Origin of the sequence: Leptospira idonii (assembly GCF_004770995.1) — a bacterium.
Lineage (GTDB): Bacteria > Spirochaetota > Leptospiria > Leptospirales > Leptospiraceae > Leptospira_A > Leptospira_A idonii.
In genome coordinates this window covers 97,519-117,791 of sequence record NZ_RQHW01000033.1, presented here as the reverse complement: position 1 = coordinate 117,791, position 20,273 = coordinate 97,519, and the positions used below count along the sequence as shown (strand labels likewise).

General features: G+C 41.3%; 15 protein-coding genes. 6 read left to right on the top strand and 9 right to left on the bottom strand.

The annotated features are described in order from the left end of the window. Nucleotides 1–13 precede the first annotated feature (13 nt). Nucleotides 14–2,086 carry a methyl-accepting chemotaxis protein gene (locus tag EHS15_RS10110; RefSeq protein WP_135760443.1) on the bottom strand — a complete coding sequence of 691 codons (2,073 nt, stop codon included), beginning with the start codon at nt 2,084–2,086 and terminating at the stop codon, nt 14–16. A gap of 345 nt (nt 2,087–2,431) precedes the next feature. Between EHS15_RS10110 and EHS15_RS10105 the strand changes: the two genes are divergently transcribed. Beyond that, the gene (locus EHS15_RS10105) at nt 2,432–3,358 is read left to right on the top strand and encodes a DUF4384 domain-containing protein (protein WP_135760442.1); all 927 of its coding nucleotides are present in this window, start codon (nt 2,432–2,434) and stop codon (nt 3,356–3,358) included. 6 nt (nt 3,359–3,364) lie between these two features. Here the strand turns inward: EHS15_RS10105 and EHS15_RS10100 are convergent, their stop codons facing one another. From EHS15_RS10100 to EHS15_RS10085, 4 genes are read right to left on the bottom strand one after another with little or no spacing between them, the layout of a single operon-like run. Next, nucleotides 3,365–5,152, bottom strand: a complete 1,788-nt coding sequence (locus EHS15_RS10100; RefSeq protein ID WP_135760441.1) for a Kelch repeat-containing protein — start codon at nt 5,150–5,152, stop codon at nt 3,365–3,367. Beyond that, a complete protein-coding gene (locus EHS15_RS10095) occupies nt 5,142–6,902 on the bottom strand; it encodes a Kelch repeat-containing protein (protein WP_135760440.1) in 1,761 nt (586 codons plus the stop codon). Before EHS15_RS10095 ends, EHS15_RS10100 begins: the two co-directional genes overlap by 11 nt. Beyond that, complete coding sequence (locus tag EHS15_RS10090) at nt 6,895–8,685, bottom strand: Kelch repeat-containing protein (protein ID WP_135760439.1); 1,791 nt, start codon at nt 8,683–8,685, stop codon at nt 6,895–6,897. The genes EHS15_RS10095 and EHS15_RS10090 overlap by 8 nt, the downstream gene beginning before the upstream one ends. Next, entirely contained in the window at nt 8,657–9,991 is a 1,335-nt protein-coding gene (locus EHS15_RS10085) for a caspase family protein (protein WP_167884205.1), read from the bottom strand. Before EHS15_RS10085 ends, EHS15_RS10090 begins: the two co-directional genes overlap by 29 nt. A 141-nt stretch (nt 9,992–10,132) precedes the next feature. Here EHS15_RS10085 and EHS15_RS10080 point away from each other — a divergent pair, with 141 nt between their 5' ends. Both EHS15_RS10080 and EHS15_RS10075 read left to right on the top strand, forming a co-directional pair. Continuing rightward, nucleotides 10,133–10,327 carry a hypothetical protein gene (locus tag EHS15_RS10080; RefSeq protein WP_135760437.1) on the top strand — a complete coding sequence of 65 codons (195 nt, stop codon included), beginning with the start codon at nt 10,133–10,135 and terminating at the stop codon, nt 10,325–10,327. Between the two features lie 5 nt (nt 10,328–10,332). Then, nucleotides 10,333–11,544, top strand: a complete 1,212-nt coding sequence (locus EHS15_RS10075) for an LIC_12337 family protein (protein ID WP_135760436.1) — start codon at nt 10,333–10,335, stop codon at nt 11,542–11,544. Here EHS15_RS10075 and EHS15_RS10070 read toward each other — a convergent pair. Next, nucleotides 11,541–12,704: a phosphoesterase gene (locus tag EHS15_RS10070; RefSeq protein ID WP_135760435.1), complete on the bottom strand. Its 1,164-nt coding sequence runs from the start codon at nt 12,702–12,704 to the stop codon at nt 11,541–11,543. The genes EHS15_RS10075 and EHS15_RS10070 overlap by 4 nt on opposite strands. A gap of 53 nt (nt 12,705–12,757) precedes the next feature. Here EHS15_RS10070 and EHS15_RS10065 point away from each other — a divergent pair, with 53 nt between their 5' ends. Together EHS15_RS10065 and EHS15_RS10060 are read left to right on the top strand one after the other, a co-directional pair. Next, a complete protein-coding gene (locus EHS15_RS10065; RefSeq protein WP_246052056.1) occupies nt 12,758–14,299 on the top strand; it encodes an ArnT family glycosyltransferase in 1,542 nt (513 codons plus the stop codon). Between the two features lie 91 nt (nt 14,300–14,390). Next, nucleotides 14,391–16,337, top strand: a complete 1,947-nt coding sequence (locus tag EHS15_RS10060) for a M3 family metallopeptidase (protein ID WP_135760434.1) — start codon at nt 14,391–14,393, stop codon at nt 16,335–16,337. Here EHS15_RS10060 and EHS15_RS10055 read toward each other — a convergent pair. Both EHS15_RS10055 and EHS15_RS10050 read right to left on the bottom strand, forming a co-directional pair. Beyond that, complete coding sequence (locus tag EHS15_RS10055) at nt 16,317–16,883, bottom strand: SCO family protein (RefSeq protein WP_135760433.1); 567 nt, start codon at nt 16,881–16,883, stop codon at nt 16,317–16,319. The genes EHS15_RS10060 and EHS15_RS10055 overlap by 21 nt on opposite strands. Further along, nucleotides 16,880–17,347, bottom strand: a complete 468-nt coding sequence (locus EHS15_RS10050) for a copper chaperone PCu(A)C domain-containing protein (protein WP_281277627.1) — start codon at nt 17,345–17,347, stop codon at nt 16,880–16,882. Before EHS15_RS10050 ends, EHS15_RS10055 begins: the two co-directional genes overlap by 4 nt. Between EHS15_RS10050 and EHS15_RS10045 the strand changes: the two genes are divergently transcribed. Further along, nucleotides 17,346–18,359 (top strand): alpha/beta hydrolase, encoded by a 1,014-nt coding sequence (locus EHS15_RS10045; protein ID WP_135760431.1) that lies wholly within the window; start codon nt 17,346–17,348, stop codon nt 18,357–18,359. The genes EHS15_RS10050 and EHS15_RS10045 overlap by 2 nt on opposite strands. Here EHS15_RS10045 and EHS15_RS10040 read toward each other — a convergent pair. Next, entirely contained in the window at nt 18,339–20,252 is a 1,914-nt protein-coding gene (locus tag EHS15_RS10040; RefSeq protein ID WP_246052054.1) for a hybrid sensor histidine kinase/response regulator, read from the bottom strand. The two genes, EHS15_RS10045 and EHS15_RS10040, sit on opposite strands and share 21 nt — an antisense overlap. Nucleotides 20,253–20,273 lie beyond the last annotated feature (21 nt).

Sequence of the window (20,273 nt, the reverse complement as noted above, 5' to 3'; positions counted from 1 at the left end):
AATCAACTAAAATCTAAATTTTAAATTTTCCAATTTGTGAAGAGAGATGATTCGCCTGACCCAAAATCTCCGCAGATAAAGCAGTCAATTGATCCGCACCTTCTGCGACTTCTTGTGTGCCTTCTGAAATACTGATGATGGTTTTTGAGATTTCTTCTGTAGCTCTCTTTTGTTCGAACACCGCTTCCTCGATCTGAAGATTAAGCTGAGTCAAACTGCGAGCATGATTTCCTATATCGATCGTATTTTTTTCTTGAGAACGAACAGAAATCAAAACTTTGTTTGCGGAAGATTCGAATTCATTCACTCTCAAATTGAGAGACTTCAACACTTTAGAAGCTTCTTCCACTTTTGCATTTCCGTTCGTCACTGCCTGGTTCGTAGAAATAACCAAACTCCCGATCTCCTGAACGGAAGATGAAGTTTGATTCGCCAGTTTACCTATCTCTTCCGCTACGACAGCAAATCCTCTTCCTGCTTCTCCTGCTCTGGCAGCCTCGATGGCAGCATTGAGCGCAAGTAAGTTGGTTTTTTCCGAAATATCCGTGATGATGTCCAAAACTTCGCTGATTCGAGAAGCCCTGTCTCCAATATCTTCCATCGCATTCATGGAAGACGACATGGCATCTTCACCGACTAACGCCTGATTTTTCGATTCTCCTGCAAGCCGAACCAGACTTTGCATTTCTATATTGATGCTTTCTATCTGCTCTCTCAAACGAATCACGCTGGAATCGATCTCTTTCATTTTTCCGACTGCTTCTTCCATCGATCTGCCTACGTTATCCGCAGAAGCGGAAAGTTCTTCTATGGCGGCGGAAGATTCTTCTGCTGCGGAGGCTTGCGTTTGAGCCACATCCGAAAAATTCTCGGAGGTGGAGGACATATCTCTGGAATGAGTTCCTAGTTTTTCAGAAGAAATCTTAATCTGAGAGATGATAGTCACCAAACTCTCTTTCATCTGAATCATACTTTGTAAAAGTTTGCCGATTTCATCCGGACGATTGTATTCGCAAACGGCGAGTAAATTCCCTTCTGCGATTCTACTGGAGAACTTCATCGCAAGAAGAAGTCCAGAACTTACCAATCTTTGGAAAATCAAATTCAAAAACAAAAGCACTACAACCAAAATCAGAAACGAAACGATAGCCGTTTCCAAAATAATCTTACTGATGCTTTCAAAATAAATCGAGTTGGGAATACTCACCTGCATCGTCCAAAACTTGGGATCTTTGCCGATATGAAACGGAAAATAATAATGGGAATGTCCGTTGGAAGTAAAAGTGAACCGCTCCCCTTTTCCGTTTTTCTCTTGGAAAAGTTTCATCTCTTCCGGATCACCGATTTTAGAACCGACTAACTTCGCTTCCAAACCGTTTAACGCATAAATACCGTCAGGTGACACAAGAGCGATATAACCTTGACCTCGAAACGGTTTTTTATCTCCTATCCTTTCTTGAAGTTCTTTCAAATCGATATCCAAACCGGCAGCACCTAAAAATTTGCCCGGCAAACTAATGGGAGTGACGAGAGAAATCATCAAAACGTCTTCCGAACCGACTTGGTAATGATAAGGACCGACTACGGACATTTTGTCGGTTTTTTTAGTAGTCTGATAATAATCGCCGGATCCGTCCAACTTGTCGTAATCGCGAAGAAAGTCTATATTGACCTGCCCTTCTTTTTCTCCCTGATGAAGATAAGTGACAAATCGTCCGGAAGAATCGTGGCCCAAGCTGTTTTTGAATTGAGCATCTAATCTGTCATAGGCGTTTTTTTCATAACAAACCCACATGGCGAAATAATTGGGATTCCGTTTCAGGATTTCCTTCATCGTGCTGATGACCTGATTTCTGGGAGGAGACGCATACATCAAAGGAAATCGAAATCCTCGAATCAGCCCCATCATCGTATTGAGCTGTTCCATCACCTCGTAAGACCATCTTTCGGCGGTTACATCGGAACTCTGTTCCACTTCTTCTTTCAATCGGGTATAAGAATTGTAGGATTGAATGGAGGTTAGTATAAAGAAACCTACAAATAAAACTAGGGAAATGGAGAGTGAAATTCGAAAACGAATGCTCATGGAAAAAGAAATGATAAATATGTAGTGAAAATAGTAAAGAAGTTTCTATGACAAATCCGTTTTATATACCATTCGGGATATAGGAACCGAATTATGTGACAAACACAACTTGGCGCCTCGGAACGGTTAGTTGAAACCAATATTTCCGACAAACCCCGACCAGGCCCTTCGTTGCAATGGGACGAAACCGGTTTCGCCCCATTTCCACTGCGGTCCTTGGCGCGAGGAACAACCCTATCCTAGGGAAATGAGAGAAAAAAGACAGACAGAACCCATTTCCGTAGCAAACTTTCCCTTTTTTTCTGCTTGTAAGAGAAAAAACAGAGGTATACATCTACTCAATAGATGAAGATTTTTCTTCTTTGCCTTTTTCTCTGCTTCGCAATCCATTCGGACGATTCTTTTAACAGACAACCCCTCTACCGAATTGCATTTCATTCTTCAGGCGATTCTGCGGAATCCCAAATTCTAATGCAGCACCTAAGAAGCCAGATCACTTCCACAAAAAGAGGGAATCCAGTCTTTTCCTCTTTCAACTTTCCCAAGGAAGGTTTGGTGTTCCATGAAAAAGGTGAGGGAGATGAAAACACAAAAAAATGGCTCACTAACATCAGTGATGCGGATAAATTCGTTTGGCTTCAAACTTCCAAGACGGAAACACAAATCAAATTCATAGATGTGTTAACAGGTAGATTGGAATACAAAAACTCACTTCCTGAATCTCTGACCAAAACATTGCTGACTGACTTTTATTCCTATTTAGACAAAAGAAACGTTTTTTTGGCACTTTCAGAAACCAAATCCTCCCCCGCCAATCCAGTTAAATTCACTTCCTTAAAAAGCAAATATGTGGCAGGAGAATCGATTCATTTTCAATTGGAATCCTTGGAAGATAACTACGTTTATGTGGTTCTAGTGCCGGAGAAAAAAACGGACGAACCTATTTTGATTTTCCCCAATCCGGCACAAACGGCAAACTATTTGAAGAAAGGCCAAAAGGTGATGATCCCTGAAAACGGGCAGGCATTGAAAGCGGCACCTCCTTATGGAAAAGACAAAATCAGAGTATTTGCTTCCAAAGAAGAATGGACCGACCTACAGTTGAGAGGCAAAAAAGGAGATTCATTCTATAAACTCCTTCCTCCCGCTTTGACAGGAGCCAAGTCTAGTTCCTTTCCCGGTCTAGAGAAACTTTCTAAAACGATTGCACAAACAAACGTCTTCGAATGGGAATACGAAATTTTACCGGAAGGAAAGACTCCCTCAAACTAAGATGATTCAATCCCCGAATATTTCCGTTGACAGTAAATAATCCACGATACCGGTACCGGAAGCCCCTCCGATCATCATAACTCTTCCCGAAGGCAATCGAACAGCTTGGGAATTTTCTCTTCTTTGCGCCATTGGGGGAAGGGGAAATCCAATCAATCCTCCTTCTTTCCAAATTTTTTCGACGATCGCCAAACTAGCTGAAAGTTCATCAAGGGTTCCCCCCATAATCAAAAAATTTCCGTCGGGGAGCCTAACCCCAGTGTGTTTAAATCTACCTTTGGTCATATAAGAGACGATGCTGACCTCTTCCGTCCTCCAATCGTATTTTTGCACAACGTCTGTAACAAAACCGGAAGTACCTCCGATCAAATACACATTACCGTCTACATCTTGCAAGGTGACCATAGAATCTTGGCTTACGGCCAATTCAGGTCCTAAACTAAATGCATTTGTTTGATAATCGAAGTATTCGGTTTGTTTTCCGTATCCTGCAATCCAAACTTTTCCATTTGGTAAAAGTACGGAAGTATGACCCATCCTGGCAACTAACAAATTGTAGTGGGCAATCGTTCCGCCTCCGGAATGGTCTAAAGTGATGATATGTGAAGTCTTAACGGGAGCGGAACTCGAAGCACTATTCACCCTTCCTCCTGTAATCAACACTCTTCCATCGGGAAGTGTACAGGAAGAATGAGCCACTCGAACGGAAGATAAATTCGGGCCTAAAGACCAAGTTCCCGTATTCGGATTATAAATATCTGTCGTATTTCTCATAGCGGCGTCGTTCGAAACATTGGTTCCATATCCACCGGAAAGAACGATTTCATCCGAAGCTGTCACAGAAGCGGCAAACGCCCTTCTTCCTATACTTATATCGTTTTGAGTGACGAAAGAATTTACGGATTCGGAATATCTTTCCACCGACCGAAGGATCGTCGAAGAAATCACACCACCTAACATAAGTATATCCCCGTTAGATAGAGTCACTGCTTGAAATTCGATTCTTGGCTGATTCAAATTAGGTCCTGGCTTCCAACCGGAGATGCGGTATTGAAATCCTGGTACCGCCGCATTACCTGCGCCATCTTTTATATTTCGAATCGTAAGCTGTAAGGTTCCTCCTGATCTAGGAAAGCTTCCTTGCCAAAAAATTCGATACGATCTGTCGGAGAGTCTGGCAATATTTCGTATCGTCAAACTACCTCCCAAAGAAGAAACGATCTCATAATTGAACAATTGGTCGGCACCTGTGACAGGTTCTGAAAATTCCAAATCGAATTGATTTGTCAAAAATATGGAAATATCGTAATTGCCGGAAGGAAACTTTGCGGTCGCTACAGGAGGATTTTTGTCGATTATGATGGAATATTCGATAGGGGAATGTTTTGCTCCCGATTCTTCGTATATGGATATGAGTATAAAGGAAATTTTACCGGAAACATCGGAAGATCTCGCTTTCAATTTCACTTCCTCGGAAGAAATTCTTTCCCAATAAAAATCGGAAACAGAGTTCGAATCGGATGCATCCAAAGCCTCGTAACGAATCGATTGGGAAAGGGATTCCTCTGCGATCGTATAACCGAAAGGACATTGGACACGAATTTCTTCCCAATGGGACAATACTTTCGATTGATCCGGAGTGACTCGACAAACACTGGTTCCTTGAAATAAATAGCCGAAAGTCAATTCCAGAAACATAGCTTCTCTTCCTTTCTCGGAGCCGGATTTAAAATCACCTATGGAACAGGAAATAAGCAAGCAGGCAACCAAGAAGGATAAAAAACTACATTTCATACGAATACTCCTCCACTGCAGTAATCATACGAATATCGTAGCCGCCGAAAATCAAAACCTTATCACCGGGAAGAAGAACACTGAAAGGTGAGACTCTGGGATAAAGCAGTCTACTTCCTAACCTGAATAGAGCGCTTGCAGGATCATAAAAATCGATTCTAGATACGAAGTTATTATCGTTCTCACCTCCAAACAAAATGCTCTTTCCATCACTCAATTGAACGGAAGTATAGCTGTTTCTCGGGGTCGATAGATCACTGCTGATTTGAAAAGAATTTTCTTTGGGATCGAAGACTTCCGAAGTGGAAGATCCAATAGCTACGATTCCATCTGAAGAAAAGGTTCTTAAAACAAAATTAGATCGGGGATAATTCAGTTTATATTTGCTAACCACGGAAAAATCAGATGTGGCTTCATTGAAGATTTCCGTTTCATAGGCATATAAAGCACCAAGGCCTAGACGGGAAGTACCGCCAAACATATATAAATTTCCATCCTGAAGACGAGCCGCTCTATGTGATTTTCTGAGATAATTCAAACTGGAAATACTTGTAATCGAATTGGAAACAGGATCATAAATTTCTGCAGTCCCCACCGCATCCAACGAGCCAGATCTTTCATTCTCTATGCCTCCGGCAATCAAAACCTTGCCGGAACTCAAAAGAGTCGCCGTATGATCCATCTTAGGTCTTTGTAAGGAAGGCCCCGGAGTAAAACTATCCGTAGACGGATCATAAATTTCAGTGGAAGCAGTCGGATCGTCAGCTATTCCAATTACAACTGCCCCTCCTCCCGCAATGAAAACTTTTCCGTTTTGAAGGAGGGTCACAGAATGGCGTCGCCTCACTTGTGACAAATTACCTGCAGTAAACCGGGAGACACGAGTCGTTGGATTATAAATTTCTGCGGTGTTCGTAAGCCCTGTATCCGTATATCCTCCCGTGATTAAAATTTCGCCGGAATTCAGAATGACCGGAGTGGTTTCTCTGCGACCGATCAATAAATTTCCGGCTTGTTTGAAGCCGTAAATTCTCCATTCGATAGGTTGGGAAGACAAATTATTTCCAGCTTCATCTTTTATGTTTTTAGCGGATAAATACAGTAAACCTCCGCTAGCAGCAGGAACACCTGTAAAAAACAATCTGTATAAATTCGTTTTAATCTTAAATACACTGGAAAGGCGAATGCTTCCTATTGCGGAACCGGACAATGTGTAATGATCCAGAAAGTCGGCACCTTGCACTGGCTCACTGTAATTCACATCCAGATACCCATCGGAGAAAAAAGAGCTATCCAAAATATTTCCATGGGAGCTGGACAAAGAAGGAGCCTCCGGGTCATAAATGAACTTATATTCCGAAGGTGAAATTTGTTTGCCCAAACTAATAATACATTTTGAAAAATCGATACTATATTCTCCCGGAACGGTATCATCAGGAAAAACGATCCTTAACCTAACATTATCTAATCGCTCCACGGAAACACCCGTAACGATCTTATTTGAAGAAGATCGAATCTCTATCTCCTCCGCACGAATTTGAGATGCGATTGGTTCCGAAAAATGGATGGAAAAACGCAAAGTGGAGACAGGCCTTTGTAGATCCGGATCGGAACTCAAATTGACGGTTCTTTGCACAAACGCGAACGTCACATCGCTCCAAAAAAGAAGTTTTTCCTTAGAATCTTCCGTTCGACTGAAACAATTACAAAGCAGAAAAACGAAAAGAAAACATCCTAAACGTTTATTCATCCGCTTTCAACCTCTGCAAATTTTTATACGTTCCACCCAAATCGCCAACTACGATCAATATATCCCTTTTCCCCAAAGCGATTGTAGAAATACAACCTCCCGTGAAAGGTAAATTAACTACTTGATAGAACTTTTCTGACTTAAAATTAATAGTTTCTAAACTATCGGAAGGTGCTGTACCTACCCCCCCTCCAATGGCGATGATAGAACTATCATTCCAAACTTCGAACCTACCTTTATATCTAATTTCTTGGAAAGCCCCCACGATAGAAACGATTCCCTCCGAAGAAATTTTTTCTACGCTTGCGATTCCGCCAATATTTCCGCCACCTAACACAAAATAATCTCCGAAAGGAGAGCGGATCATACTATGGTCTCGTCTGGTCGTATTGAGAGTATTCGGGTATAAATAACTCGTTTGAGCGATTGGGTCGTACATCTCGAAGGTGTTATCGTGAGTGACTCTCTGGCGAATTCCTCCGGAGGCCATGATTTTACCTGTAGGACTCAATTCCACAGCAACCCCTTCTCGACGAACATTCATGCTTGCGGATACGGAAGTAGTGTTCGTGGCAGGATAAAAAACATCCACCCGACTCTGATAAACTGCATCAGCGACACCTGGTGCATTCCTTCCACCTAAGATGTACAAGTTGCCATCTCCTGCAACGATCGATTTATGGCCTTTTCTAGGTACCGCACCAGGTAAAGAAGCAAGTATGGGAGGAGTCGTTCCGGATGGATCCAATATTTCGTAGTCACTCAAATAATTCGCAAGAACTCCATTATTACCTTTTACTCCTGCTACTACAATGACTCTGCCATCAGGAAGTAAGTTAGCCGTATGTTCCCATCGGAGTTGATTCATGTTGTACGGATATGCTGTTACAGAATTATCTGAAGGATCAAATATCTCGATCGTATTCAATGGTATTAGGGCATCCAACGCCCCTCCTATGATCATCACTTTCCCATCGGTAAGTTTTACCAATTCCGGGAAACAACGAGGTTGGGACATGGTGGCGACTTGTTTCACTCTGGGTTGCACGAAGCGAATCAGAGGATTTTGCAATTTTTCCCCTGCAACATCCGTGACGGAAGATACGGTCAAAGTGAAAGAGGAAAAATTCCGGTAGGATTTCCCGGCAAGAACCAAACGATAACGATTATTTCCCAATGACAGAACATTTAAAATAAGAACATCGCTTGCAATCGGTTCGGAAAGAGAATAATTTTCTCTTTTATCCGCACCTAATACCTGTTCGGAATATTGGATGTCCAGATAACCGTCTTCCAAAAAAGAAGGGAAATCACCATCAACAAAATCGAGACTCAAAAAAGGTCTTTGATTGTTCACTACATATCGAATCGAATAACTTTCATTTGTCTCTCCGAATCGTCCGTAAAATTTCAAGCCGGAAAAATGAATAAAAAGTTCTCCGTCATTTAGATTTCCGGAAAAACTCAAACTAATATCCTGAGGGGAAAGCTGTCGAACGGTTTCCAACTGCAAACTGCCCTTTCCGTAACCTTCCAAACTTATGTTTTCCTTATGAATTTCATTTAACAAAGGATAGGGCAAACGGACATTCAGATCGGAAAGGGAATTGATGACCGAATTGGCTTCCACTGAAGCAACGATGCTAGGAGTGATGGTCAGATTCAAATATTCAGCCAAAAAAGCTTCGCTCAGTCTCCGGCTGCCATCCATTTTACCGACAAAACCGCAACCGAAGGCGAATAACAAAGAAAATTTAAAAACGATATTGATAACTGAACTCATATCGATTTGCCTGACCGGTTCCTCCCATAGGATAAAATTCTTTGTACATGGAAAAATTAAATTTGGATGCTTCTGAATTCCCAGCAGAGAATAAAGCCAAATCGGCTAAGTTCCAAAGATAAAAAGCTACGAAAAGAACGGAAACTTGCTGCAAACGATTTTCAGCAGTCAAAAGATCCTGTTTTTTAGGTTCAAGTAACAGCGTATTGATGATTAAAGATTCTCCGAAACGAGAACTGGGAGGAACAATGATGGCAGAGTTATAAGAATTTTTCGCTTCTCTGTATTTCGAATAGGAATCGATCGTAGCCAAAAGTAATGCGGCAGCGATTCCCATATAGGTTTTCCCTTTGATTTCATCGCCTTGGTAGTGTTGTCCCCAACCGGGAAACAGAATGGATCTGGTCCAAGCGGCTTCCTTACCCTGTTTTGTGATAGGAACATCAGCCAAACTTACATCAGGGTTTGTCGAATAAGAAAGAATGATGTCTCCGGACTTTTCTCCAAAATAACGAGTATAAGGTTTTTGTTGTTTGTTTTTACGGATCGACCAATTCTTGACAGCTTCCGTAATATAAAATTCCAATTCTCCGAATGAAACTTTTTGATCTCGATTGCTATCCGCCCGCCCTTCCAATCCGTAGATCAAATATTTCGTGAATACTCCGTAAGAACTTTCATCATCTTCGTAACTGTAAAAACCGGCCTTAGTTGAATATAAAATTCCGAAGATCTCTCCCTCTAAAATCATATCGGTCATACCTCCTACTTGAGGATTTTTAGAGGCAAACATGGAATCTCTACAGGCATCCAAAATCAACAAAGACTTCTTAAGCCCTTTTTTACTGATTCTCTGGACGATGGATTCCACGGATAAAGAAGAATTATATGGTTTCGACAAGAGGGAGTCTTGCGTTAACAAATAACTTTTTTCTTCATAATCGGAAATCCCGTGACCGGAAAAGAAAAACAGAAAAGTATCGTTCGGACCTGCATGATTCAAAATAGAATCCAGCTTTTCGTCTATATTAAGTTTGGTGGGAAAAAGGGAATCGGGATCGTCTTTAGGGTCTATCTCGTCTGTCATCACAGTGACAGAATCGAATTCACCGTTTTGTATCAAAATCTTTGCGATCCCCTTCGCATCGTTACGGGCCTTTCTTAAATCATTCAACCCCACATCTTTGTATTCGTTGATTCCTACGACGAGAGCGATCCTTTTGCCTGATCGCTCGCTCGATCCCTCAATCAGAACACCTTTCCTGTTTGGTTCGGAACCAAGCCGGATTTGAAAGATCGAAAACATAAGAAACACGAAAAGATATGTGCGAAAATGAAGCATAAAGAATCTAAAAATAAGATATGGTTTTATCCAATTAACGAAAATCAGAGGTTTTTTTCTACAAAAACTTGCAAAACGAAAAAGTTTGTAGTAAAAAGAAAAGTTATGAAACCAATCCTTATTTCATTCCTGCTACTTGCAATTTTACTATCCACGGCTCAGTGTAGTTTGTTTAAGAAATCTGACGATGATAAAGATCTTAAAAACCTACTTCTTTTGGGATTTTTATTAAGAAATAACGGGGCCTGCAATCCTGAGAGCGGGTTCACGATTTGCATTCCGAAAGGAATCGCAGAGTAGAATATATGAAAAAAATTATTTACTTATTTTTATTCTTAGGGGTGTCTCTACAGGTTTCCGATTTCTCACGTTTTTCCAATACGGAATCTTTACAGAATATAACCTCCCAATTCGATCAATCCTTCTCATTGAATTTAGGAACGGAGCCTATTTTTGCCGCAGCTAATTCATGGGGTTTTGTCCGTCAGTCGGCCACTTGGGCTAGAGGAAATTCGAACCTGATCGACCAACTCATTGCGGGACTCAAAAGAGCCGGCTATTTCACAAATACCAACCCTGTGACTCAAACTATTCAGGGAGTCAACTTGGATGGAATCGGAAGCACAACCTTACGCTTGAAACTCAATCAATCTGCATCTCCTATCGCTGTTCAAGCCACTGCGTTTTCTGGAACGAAATCGTTTAATCATTTTTTTGAAATCACCAAAACGGGAAACACATCCCCCAGTTTACAATTGTTTTTTGACGATCCGAACACTATGCTGGGAAACGACGGTGCATTAATTTATTATAAACTGGGAGATTTCAATTCTTCTCAATTTGCAAACGTAGGCGGAGTAATTACGGAAAGTTATACGGGGAACGAAGCCAGTTACGGAACCAAATTTCAAACTTATACTTGGAGAAACGGTCCTGAAAATTCAGTTTGGCCAAGCGACATAGGTAGAGTGATCCTCACAGAAGTGGACTCCGGAAAACAATTGTGTTTTCGTTCCGTAGTCCGATTGAAGTTCAGCAAACTTACGGAGATTAGTCCTTCTTCCGCAAGCGGACTCAATACCTTAAAAAGTTTTTGCGGCAATATAGATCAGGCCTATTACGGACTTGCTTATATGCAAAAATTCGACAGTCCATTTTTAACAACCGCTAAAGCTACAATCACTACAAGCGCCACTCTTCCTGAGACAATTTGTAATCTACCTAATTCCGCAAGTTTCCAAACGCAACTTTCTTACGGAATCTTCGATGTAAACGGATTTGTAAACGACGGACTCAGTGCCTCTCAAGTACCTGCCGCCTATCCTAGTCCTACGCAAGGAGGAGCCGATTTTATGTCCGTAGAAGAAGCCTTTCAAAGAACCTATCAGGCTGCAGGTGCAAGTATGGGCTCGGGCAAACCCGCCATCAGCACGTACGAAGCATCAAACAAAACTTATTTGGATTCTCTCGTCTCAGGCACTGAGGCAAATAAACTGGATTTTAAATCCGTTCCTTAATTAGGATTAGGGATGGTTTCATATCGATAGATCGCGTTTGACAGTATTTTCCCTGTCAAACCGACTATTTCCAATCTTACATAACGATCCGCTTCCTTCAAGTTATACGAAGATCGGTCCGTATCAGGATCCAATCGTTTGATCTCTCCATTTTCCCCGATCCATTTCACTTCCAAATATCTTTCTCCTCCCGTCATTACGATCGTGTCGTTTTGGATTTTGATATCGGGAAGTTTAGGATCTTCCCCTTCTCTGAAGAATTTTTTCACACAGAAAAAGGAACCTGTCTCCAAATCTCTGCGAACCAATTCAGGGGTGTTTCTAGAATGAGAAGTGGATATGTAACGAAGAAGGCTTTCTCCTTCTCTCCCTCGAACAAACATGATCTTTTGGAGAAGGTCTTTCCACCAGCTTTGTGAAAAGGATTGAATCGTTTTTTCAGGAAAATAATGAAGATCGTCGCTTGCCATACAATGAACGTTTCTACCTTTGCTCAAAAGAGAATCCAGTATTTTCGTATCATCTCCGTAAGGTGAAAATACCTCTATAGCGTTATAACCGGAGACTGCTTCCAACTCTTGTCTACTGAAAGAAGAATGAAGTTTTGGGTGAGCGATGATCACATAACTTCCATGACTTCTCATTTTTTGAAATGTCCAGGTTAGATTCTCTCTAGAACCGTAAACGGGGAAAAAATCGGAAACATCGTCTGTTCCTCCGATGGCAAGAACATGTCTCTTCTTTACATTCAATCCCCACTCGAATCCTCGCAACCAGGGAAAACGTTTCGTTTGCGTTTCCCTTCCGTAATCTGAAATTCCGACCAAAGAATATCCGTTTTTAGAGTAAACGGATTCGATCTCTTCTACTGAATGCCTTTCAGGTGTGTACCAAACCTCATCGGTATGAATGTGTAAGGCGATCTTTTCGGAGCGTACATTCCAATCCCCGGATTGATAGGGATTCATCCAATCTTTCCCGGAAAAAGGTTTCGATTCGGAAGAAACGGGAACTCTAAGTAAAAGTATAACAGTGATTTGATAGAGAAATAAAAAGACCAAAAGAACGAAAACGACGGCCGAAATTCTTTTGATTAGGAACGTTTTTTTTTCCGACACGCGAACCTCTGCCAAAACCGGTTCGGAGAGAGTGGACAACATGATTTTAGGATAATCCTGCTTGATTCCATTTTGATTGCAGAAAGATTACAAAATTGAAACGATTCAGACTTCGTAAATTTCTTTGCAGAAAAGAAAGCCGTTGTCCATTGGATTTCGTGTCTTTTTTCAGCAAGATCCCCAAAATCGGAATCCTTTCTATTTTTCTAGCTCTCTGTCTTCTTTATGGAAACGACTCCGTTCTTTACGACCAAGACGAAGCCGCCTACTCTGGTTTTGCAAAAACCATGTTGACCAAGGGAGACTATGTAACGATGGAATTCCCTTTTTCGGAACCGCATAGAAAACCTCCTCTTCATTTTTGGCTCACATCCATCAGTTACCAAGTTCTAGGAGTTTCGGAGTTCTCTCTTCGTTTGCTTCCTGCCGTCTGGATTTTGGCGATTTGCCTTCTGACTTACGATCTCACAAAACGACTGTACAACGAAAAAACAGCAATTTATTCTTTTCTGATACTGGCAACATCCGTTTATTTTCCGCTAAATGGAAAGATCGCTCTTGTAGACGGTCTTCTTACCTTCTTGCAAACCCTGGGATTTTATTCCCTCTTTCGCATCTTGCTACAAAATAAGGATCGTGTGGGAGCTTGGATCTTTCTGTTCTGGTTTTCAGTATCTATGGGATGTTTGACGAAAGGCCCTCCGATCCTAATTTTTTTGGGAGGGATCTGCTTCGTATTTTTATTTTATAAAAAAACAAGAAAGGTTATCTTTCTACTCCGCCCTTGGTTCTTTCTACCATTGGCTCTTTTGCCTCTATTGTTTTGGGGATACCTGGCTTGGCAAAACACAAACGGAGAATTGATCCGTTGGATGATCGATTGGTACATACTTAGAAGAGCGGCAGACCCTGTCTTCGGGCAATCCGGCCCTCCAGGCACCTATCTTTTGTTATTTTTTATCACACTCTTTCCCTGGTCCTTTTATCTGCCGTCCGCTTTTATCCGTACAATTAGAACGATAAAGGAAGTGTACATCGCATGGAGATACGAAAAAGAAGAGTTTTCAGAATTTCCATCTCTGACGGAGAACAAAATGTCCCTTTCGATTCTCTTCCTTTCCGGATTATGTTTCGGATGGATTTTCTACGAACTTCTAATGAGTAAACTCCCATCCTATCCTTTAGCCGCCTATCCAATATTAGCTGTTTTAATCGCTTCCTCAATGGAAAGATCGGAATCACTAACCTTTTGGAAAAAATGGATCCCCCGTCTTGCGGTTTTGCAGACGATCTCAATCGTGACAGTGTTCCTTCCTTTGTTTTCGGAAAAAAGAAGGGACAGCTACAGGGCAGCGGAATCTTGGAATCAATTTCTAAAACAGGGAGATACTGTCGTTTCGATCAAAAACTACGCACTCCCCAGCCTTGCCTATTATCTGAATGCGGAAATTCGGGAACAGACGGATCTTCAGCTTATACAAACCCTTCCCTCCGGAACCATTCTGCTTTTGGATCAGGAAACATTTTATTTTCTCAATCTATTGGGCATCCAAGGAGAGGCTTTGGGAAAAGAAAAAACAATCTGGGCCTACGACAGGGACAAAACTCTAACCCTTCTTTTATTTAAAATTAGATAGAAAAAACGAATTCTTTTTCCATTGCTCTTTCTTAGGATTCGGACAGTCTGACCTTTAGATTCCCATAGGAATCTAAAGAAAGAGGGTGAACATGTTTCCTGAATTTAAATCCGACGATTTACTTATAAAAGAAAAAGCGATTTTGGAAAAAATGGAGTCTAACGAGAAATTCATTTCGAATCTTCTCGAACAATCTCAGTTTAATTTTGCTAATTTTCTAAAGCCCTATCAGACGATTCATACGGAACTCTCCGATCTAAGTACGGAAATATCTCACCTAAACTCCGTTAAAAATAATGAAGAGTCTCAAGCGGTTTATACCCGCATCCTTCCTAAGCTAACCGAATACTATACGAACCTAGGGCAGAATGAAAATATCTATAATGCGTTTCTGGAAATAGAAAAGACAGACAGAACGATCAATCCGGAACAAAAAAAAGTTCTTTCCAACGAAATCAGGGATTTTCGCCTTTCCGGGGTCGGATTGGAAAACTCCAAAAAGGAAGAATTAAAAAAAATCAGAATTCGGCTATCCGATTTAAGCAATCAGTTTTCGCAAAACGTACTGAATGCGACGAATGCGTTCGAAATGATCCTTGCCGAAGAGGACGTCAAAGGAATGCCGGAAGGAGAATTGAATAGCGCCAAAACGGAAAACGGAAAATACAAATTCACTCTTCAATTCCCCAGTTACATCGCTTATATGACGTACGGCCCGAATCGGGAAAAAAGAAAAGAACTCTACAAGGCATATACAACGAAAGCTCCCGAAAACGGAAAGATACTCGAAGAGATTTTAGAGCTTCGAAAAAAAGAATCGACTCTGTTAGGTTACGAAACCTATGCGAACCTCAGCCTAGCAACGAAAGTAGCCGACACTCCGGAACAAGTATTGGAATTTTTGAATAGTTTGGCAAAGAAGGCCAAACCGATTGCAGAAAAAGAGATTTCCGCATTACGTGAGTTTGCAAAAGAAAGAGGCGTTGAAAATCTGGAGTCCCAAGATCTCACTTTCTATTCTGAACTTCTCAAAAAGGAAAAATTCAATTACGAAGAAGAAAAATACCGCCCTTATCTGGAAAAAGAATCAGTAACCAAGGGAACTTTCGTCTTTTTGGAATCCCTACTAGGGATTCGTTTCCAAGAGGCAAAAACGGAAGTTTGGCATCCTTCCGTTTTATGTTACGATCTAATCATAGAAAACCAAACAAGAGCTAGGTTATATCTGGATTTGGAGGCCCGCAAAGAAAAAAAAGGTGGAGCCTGGATGAACAATTGGAAACCTCATTTCATAAACGAAAAAGGAAAAGAAACTCTTCCTATCGCTTTCGTCATAGGAAATTTCCCTTCCGCAACCAAAGACCATCCATCCTTATTGAAACCGAACGATGTGGTCACTTTATTCCACGAATTGGGGCATGCCCTCCACCATCTTCTTTCCAGAGTAAACGAAGCATTCGTCAGCGGAGTGAACGGAGTGGAATGGGATGCAGTGGAATTTCCTTCCCAATTTTTGGAAAATTTCGCTTATGAACCCAAAGTGCTTTCTCTCTTCGCCAAACACTACAAAACGGGAGAGAAAATTCCGGAAGAATACATCCGAACGATGGTGGATGCTAAAAATTTCCAATCGGCTATGGCGGTAGTAAGACAATTAGAGTTTGCGATTTTCGATATCAAAATCCACCAAGTAGCTCCGAAGGAAGAAGAAGTTCAAAATATACTGAATGAAGTGAGAAAAGAAGTGAGTGTCTTTTTTCCTCCATCCTATAATAAGTTTCAAAACTCTTTCTCTCATATTTTCGCAGGAGGATATGCAGCAGGGTATTATTCCTATAAATGGGCGGAGTTACTCTCAGCAAACGCATATTATTCTTTCGTGGATAAAGGAGTATTCGACCTGCAATTGGCGGAACACTTTAGAAAGACTGTTTTAGAAAAAGGAGGATCGGAGAATGCAATGAAACTTTTCCGTGATTTCTACGGAAAAGATCCTGAGATTGAAGCCTTACTTCGATTAAATGGGATTGCCGCCTAGAAGACGAACCGTTTCCGCGAACGTTTCTACGGAATCGGTAGACTTCAGAAGTTTTCTGGTTTTTCTTTCCTTGTCCAAAACATAGACATAAGTGGAGTGATCGATCATCACTCCATCTCTTGCTTTTTCCACATAAGCTGCATATTGTTTGATGATGCGGTTCGTAGTGTTTCTATCGAAAGAAAACCCTGTCGCAGTTTCCAAATAAAAATTCACATACTTCTGAACCGTTTCTGGGCGGTCTCTTTCCGGATCGATGGAAATGAGCACTGTCCTTACGGATTTTCTCTCATTTTCACCTAATAATTGTTCCGCTTTTTTGATTTTGGAAAGCATATTGGGGCAAAAATCGGGACAATAGGTATAACCGAAAAAAACAAAAAGAATGGGTTCTTTCAAATCGAATAAGGAAACCATTTTTCCCGATTGATCCATCTCTGAGAAATTTCCTCCCAAAGGAAGAGTATCCAATTCCGTTTTAGAATCGCATCCAGCACCAAACAAAACAAAAGCGAATAAAATAAAAACACTTACGATTTTTTTCATTTTCGAATCTCCACCTTCCAAACCGATTTTTTTCCATCCTCCCACTGTACTTCCAAAAAAGCCTCTTCTTCTTTTTCGGAGACAGCTCCGATCCCCATGATATGTGTGCTTCCCGGTTCCCAATTGGATTCTCCGACAGGAAGGACAACGGGAAGGGGAATTTCCTTCATTCTCATGATTCCTTTTTCGTCCAATTTCGATTCGTGCATCTCCAGAGAAGAGAAAGAAGAAGATTGCCAAGAGAGAATCTTTCTCTCATAAGAGCCGTTATTTTGGATTTTACCGTAAATGGAAACCATACGAACTCCCGGAGGTCGTGGTCTCATCCAAAGATCTGCTACAATCGCTCCCTCTTCCTTCTCTCTGCCCGTTTCCTTTGTACAAGAAAAGAACAAATTGACTTGAAATAGAAGAAGAATTGTCAAATTTGTTATATTTATCTTTTGGAACAAGAGCACCCTCATGAAAATAATAGGAAAATGGCTGTTTGCTTTTTCTCTCATCCTCACATCCTTTCTGGCATCCACATACGAATGGAATGTTCCCGACTATCAGTACGACCAGACTGTGACCTTCTCCGATTTTGACGAGTATTACAAAAAAGAACTCGAAATCAGCAAATCGGAAAACGCAAGGGAAGGAAACGAAGAAAGATTAGTTCGTTACTCCGACACAAAAACCCCTATCGCCATTCTTTATGTGCACGGATTCGGAGCCAGTCGTGCGGAAGGAGAAGATGTAATCGACAAAGTAGCGGATCACTTCCAAGCAAACCTTTATTATGTGAGACTTCCCGGTCACGGAACAGATGTAGAAGATCATAAAAAAGTGACCTTCGATAAATATCTGCAAGATGCGGAAACAGCACTTCAGATGGCGACTCAATTGGGAGACCAAGTGATTCTGGTAGGAACCAGCATGGGAGGACTCATCTCCACTTATCTTGCAGCCAAACATCCCGAACTCATTTCGGGAGTCATTTTAGCTTCTCCTTTTTATAACTTTCCCGATCCAACAGCGAATCTATTCAGATTCACATGGGGATCTTCTTTCATCAATGCGGCCATGGGAGAAATTCGAAAATCAAAAGAACAAGATCCTAAAGACGAAGCTTACAAATATTGGTACAGAGACCAATACTACGCTTCCATCAAACATCTGATGAACTTGAAACGATTCGTAGAAAAAGAAGACTCCATCCATAAAATCCAAGATCCGGTTCTTATGTTTTATTTTTACAAATCGGAAGAAGAGCAGGATCGCTCCGCTTCCGTCAAAGCGATGTTAGAGAATTTCCAAAAGATCCAATCCAATCCTCTCAACAAAGCGGTGAATGTGGAGAAGGGAGAACATGTCCTTATGTCCAAATTTTCGAAAACGGACAAACCACTTTTGTTTCAGGAAACTACCGACTTCATCACAAAAGTCACTGGAGTGATCGCACCTAAAACGGGACTAAAGAAACCCAAAGGATAATAAAATAGATTCGTGAAGTTCGGATGCGGATATCGGTTTGGTGCGAACCAGTATCCCTTCCGCTTCCAACATCTCTATATCGATTCCTTCCGCATTCCCGGTATACAAAACGGCGGATAGATACGGAACCGATTCTTTGATTTTACGAAGCAAAGAAAGTCCGTTTAATTCTTTCATTCTGTAGTCGGAGAGAACAAAGTCGGGTTTTTCCGATTTCAATCTTTCCAATGCTTCTTTGGGAGTAGCAAATAACTCCGGTTCAATATTCTTCAAACCGAGCACCATAGCGATAGATTCTCTGGAAGGATCATCGTCCTCCACGATCCAAATTTTCTTTTTGGCGATATCCTGCCAAACATCCTTCCCTTCGATTTTTTTTTCTTTAGGATAAACGGGAGCTTCTCTTTTTTCAGAAGATGCAGGAAGATAAATGGAAACAAGTAAGATCGAATTTTCCTTCATTTCCCAAAGAAGTTCCCCTCCCCAGTTTTTGATATGTCGGTTCGCCAACTGAAGCAAAATCCATTTCGGTTCGTCTTCTTCAAAGATGGATTGGTTCAAAAACTCCAGATCTAAATGAGAAAGAGCCAAACCGGAAAAACGAAGAGAGATGAGAAACCTGTCTTTTTCGTTTCCATCCGGCACACCTGTAGAGATATGAACGGAACCTTCTTTTTGGGAATCCCAAGGGAAAATGGAACCCATCACAAACTCACCGATTAACTTTGAAAAACGGATTGGGTCGATCCGAACAAAAAGAGGATCTTCACAAAGACTGAATTCCAAACGAACATTTTTGGGGGATTCCGCCACTAAAATGGGAATGCTGGATTCGAGCGCGGAGGAAACGTCCACTCTGTCGATCACTTCCTCTTCACTCGTTTTGGAATAACGGATGATTCTATGAACCATAGAACGAGCGCTATCTGCCGCCGTTCCGATTTTAATGAAAAATTCTTTAAGTTTTTCCCGATAGGCTTCTTGAGTTCCTGAACTCACAAGCAGATCTTGGCCTAATTTGGAAAACACATGGATCGGTTGAAGATAATTGTTCAGGTCGTGAGCTAAATTGCCTGCGAGGCTCCCGATCGTTTCCAGTTTTTGGGAATGCAGATGATAAGAATCTTTCCTTTTTTTCTCAGTAAGATCATCCAAAAAGACGTAATAAAAATCGGGTTTGCCTTGAGCGTTTCGAAAGGTATTGGTCTTTCGATAAACATCGATTTTGCGACCATCCTTTCCGGTCAAAGTGGTCTCATCCATCCCCTCTTTGAAGAACTTAAAATATTCCAGCTCCTCAGGACTGAGAGCTTCTCCCCGGATGCGCTTCAGATTCAGATCGGTAAGAGAATGTATTGTGTATCCGGTGATTTCCGTAAAACGTCTGTTTATACGAAAGTATCCTCCTTCCCAATCCTGCAAGGCCATTCCTACGGATGCGTTTTCGAACAATCCTAGAAAAAACTGGATCTGTTCCTTGATGTTCTGTTCGTTCACCTTTTCGTTGGTCACGTCTCTGACAAATCCTATGACCAAAAATTCCTCGGAAATTTGAGGAAGGCGCACCAGCTTTTCTTCAAAATGAAGCCAACTACTCAAACCTTTGGAGTCTAATAAAAAACGGAAATCGTTCTCAAAATGACTTCCTTCCTGAGATTGAGAAAGGGTCAGGCTTCTTGTTTCAAAATGAATTCGGTCTTCCGGATGAAGTTTGGCAAGTAAGTCGGATTGAAAAAATGTTTTTCCCTTAGAGGGACTTCCTAAAATTTTTTCAAAGTAGTCGTTTGCGAACAAAAAAGCGCCTGATTTGGGCTCGAATAGATACACCCCTCCCGGATAAGTTTGGGGCAACAATCGAAAGAAATCCATCATTCCGCTTGCTTCCTGGTTCATTTGCATAAGTCTTGTTCCAAA

Excerpts from the sequence above, each read along its gene's own strand:
- EHS15_RS10105 (WP_135760442.1), top strand. The coding sequence starts at position 2,432 with ATGAAGATTTTTCTTCTTTGCCTTTTTCTCTGCTTCGCAATCCATTCG.
- EHS15_RS10085 (WP_167884205.1), bottom strand. The coding sequence starts at position 9,991 with ATGTTTTCGATCTTTCAAATCCGGCTTGGTTCCGAACCAAACAGGAAA.
- EHS15_RS10045 (WP_135760431.1), top strand. The coding sequence starts at position 17,346 with ATGAAAATAATAGGAAAATGGCTGTTTGCTTTTTCTCTCATCCTCACA.
- EHS15_RS10075 (WP_135760436.1), top strand. The coding sequence starts at position 10,333 with ATGAAAAAAATTATTTACTTATTTTTATTCTTAGGGGTGTCTCTACAG.
- EHS15_RS10100 (WP_135760441.1), bottom strand. The coding sequence starts at position 5,152 with ATGAAATGTAGTTTTTTATCCTTCTTGGTTGCCTGCTTGCTTATTTCC.
- EHS15_RS10090 (WP_135760439.1), bottom strand. The coding sequence starts at position 8,685 with ATGAGTTCAGTTATCAATATCGTTTTTAAATTTTCTTTGTTATTCGCC.
- EHS15_RS10060 (WP_135760434.1), top strand. The coding sequence starts at position 14,391 with ATGTTTCCTGAATTTAAATCCGACGATTTACTTATAAAAGAAAAAGCG.
- EHS15_RS10110 (WP_135760443.1), bottom strand. The coding sequence starts at position 2,086 with ATGAGCATTCGTTTTCGAATTTCACTCTCCATTTCCCTAGTTTTATTT.
- EHS15_RS10055 (WP_135760433.1), bottom strand. The coding sequence starts at position 16,883 with ATGAAAAAAATCGTAAGTGTTTTTATTTTATTCGCTTTTGTTTTGTTT.
- EHS15_RS10040 (WP_246052054.1), bottom strand. The coding sequence starts at position 20,252 with ATGAACCAGGAAGCAAGCGGAATGATGGATTTCTTTCGATTGTTGCCC.
- EHS15_RS10050 (WP_281277627.1), bottom strand. The coding sequence starts at position 17,347 with ATGAGGGTGCTCTTGTTCCAAAAGATAAATATAACAAATTTGACAATT.
- EHS15_RS10080 (WP_135760437.1), top strand. The coding sequence starts at position 10,133 with ATGAAACCAATCCTTATTTCATTCCTGCTACTTGCAATTTTACTATCC.
- EHS15_RS10070 (WP_135760435.1), bottom strand. The coding sequence starts at position 12,704 with ATGTTGTCCACTCTCTCCGAACCGGTTTTGGCAGAGGTTCGCGTGTCG.
- EHS15_RS10095 (WP_135760440.1), bottom strand. The coding sequence starts at position 6,902 with ATGAATAAACGTTTAGGATGTTTTCTTTTCGTTTTTCTGCTTTGTAAT.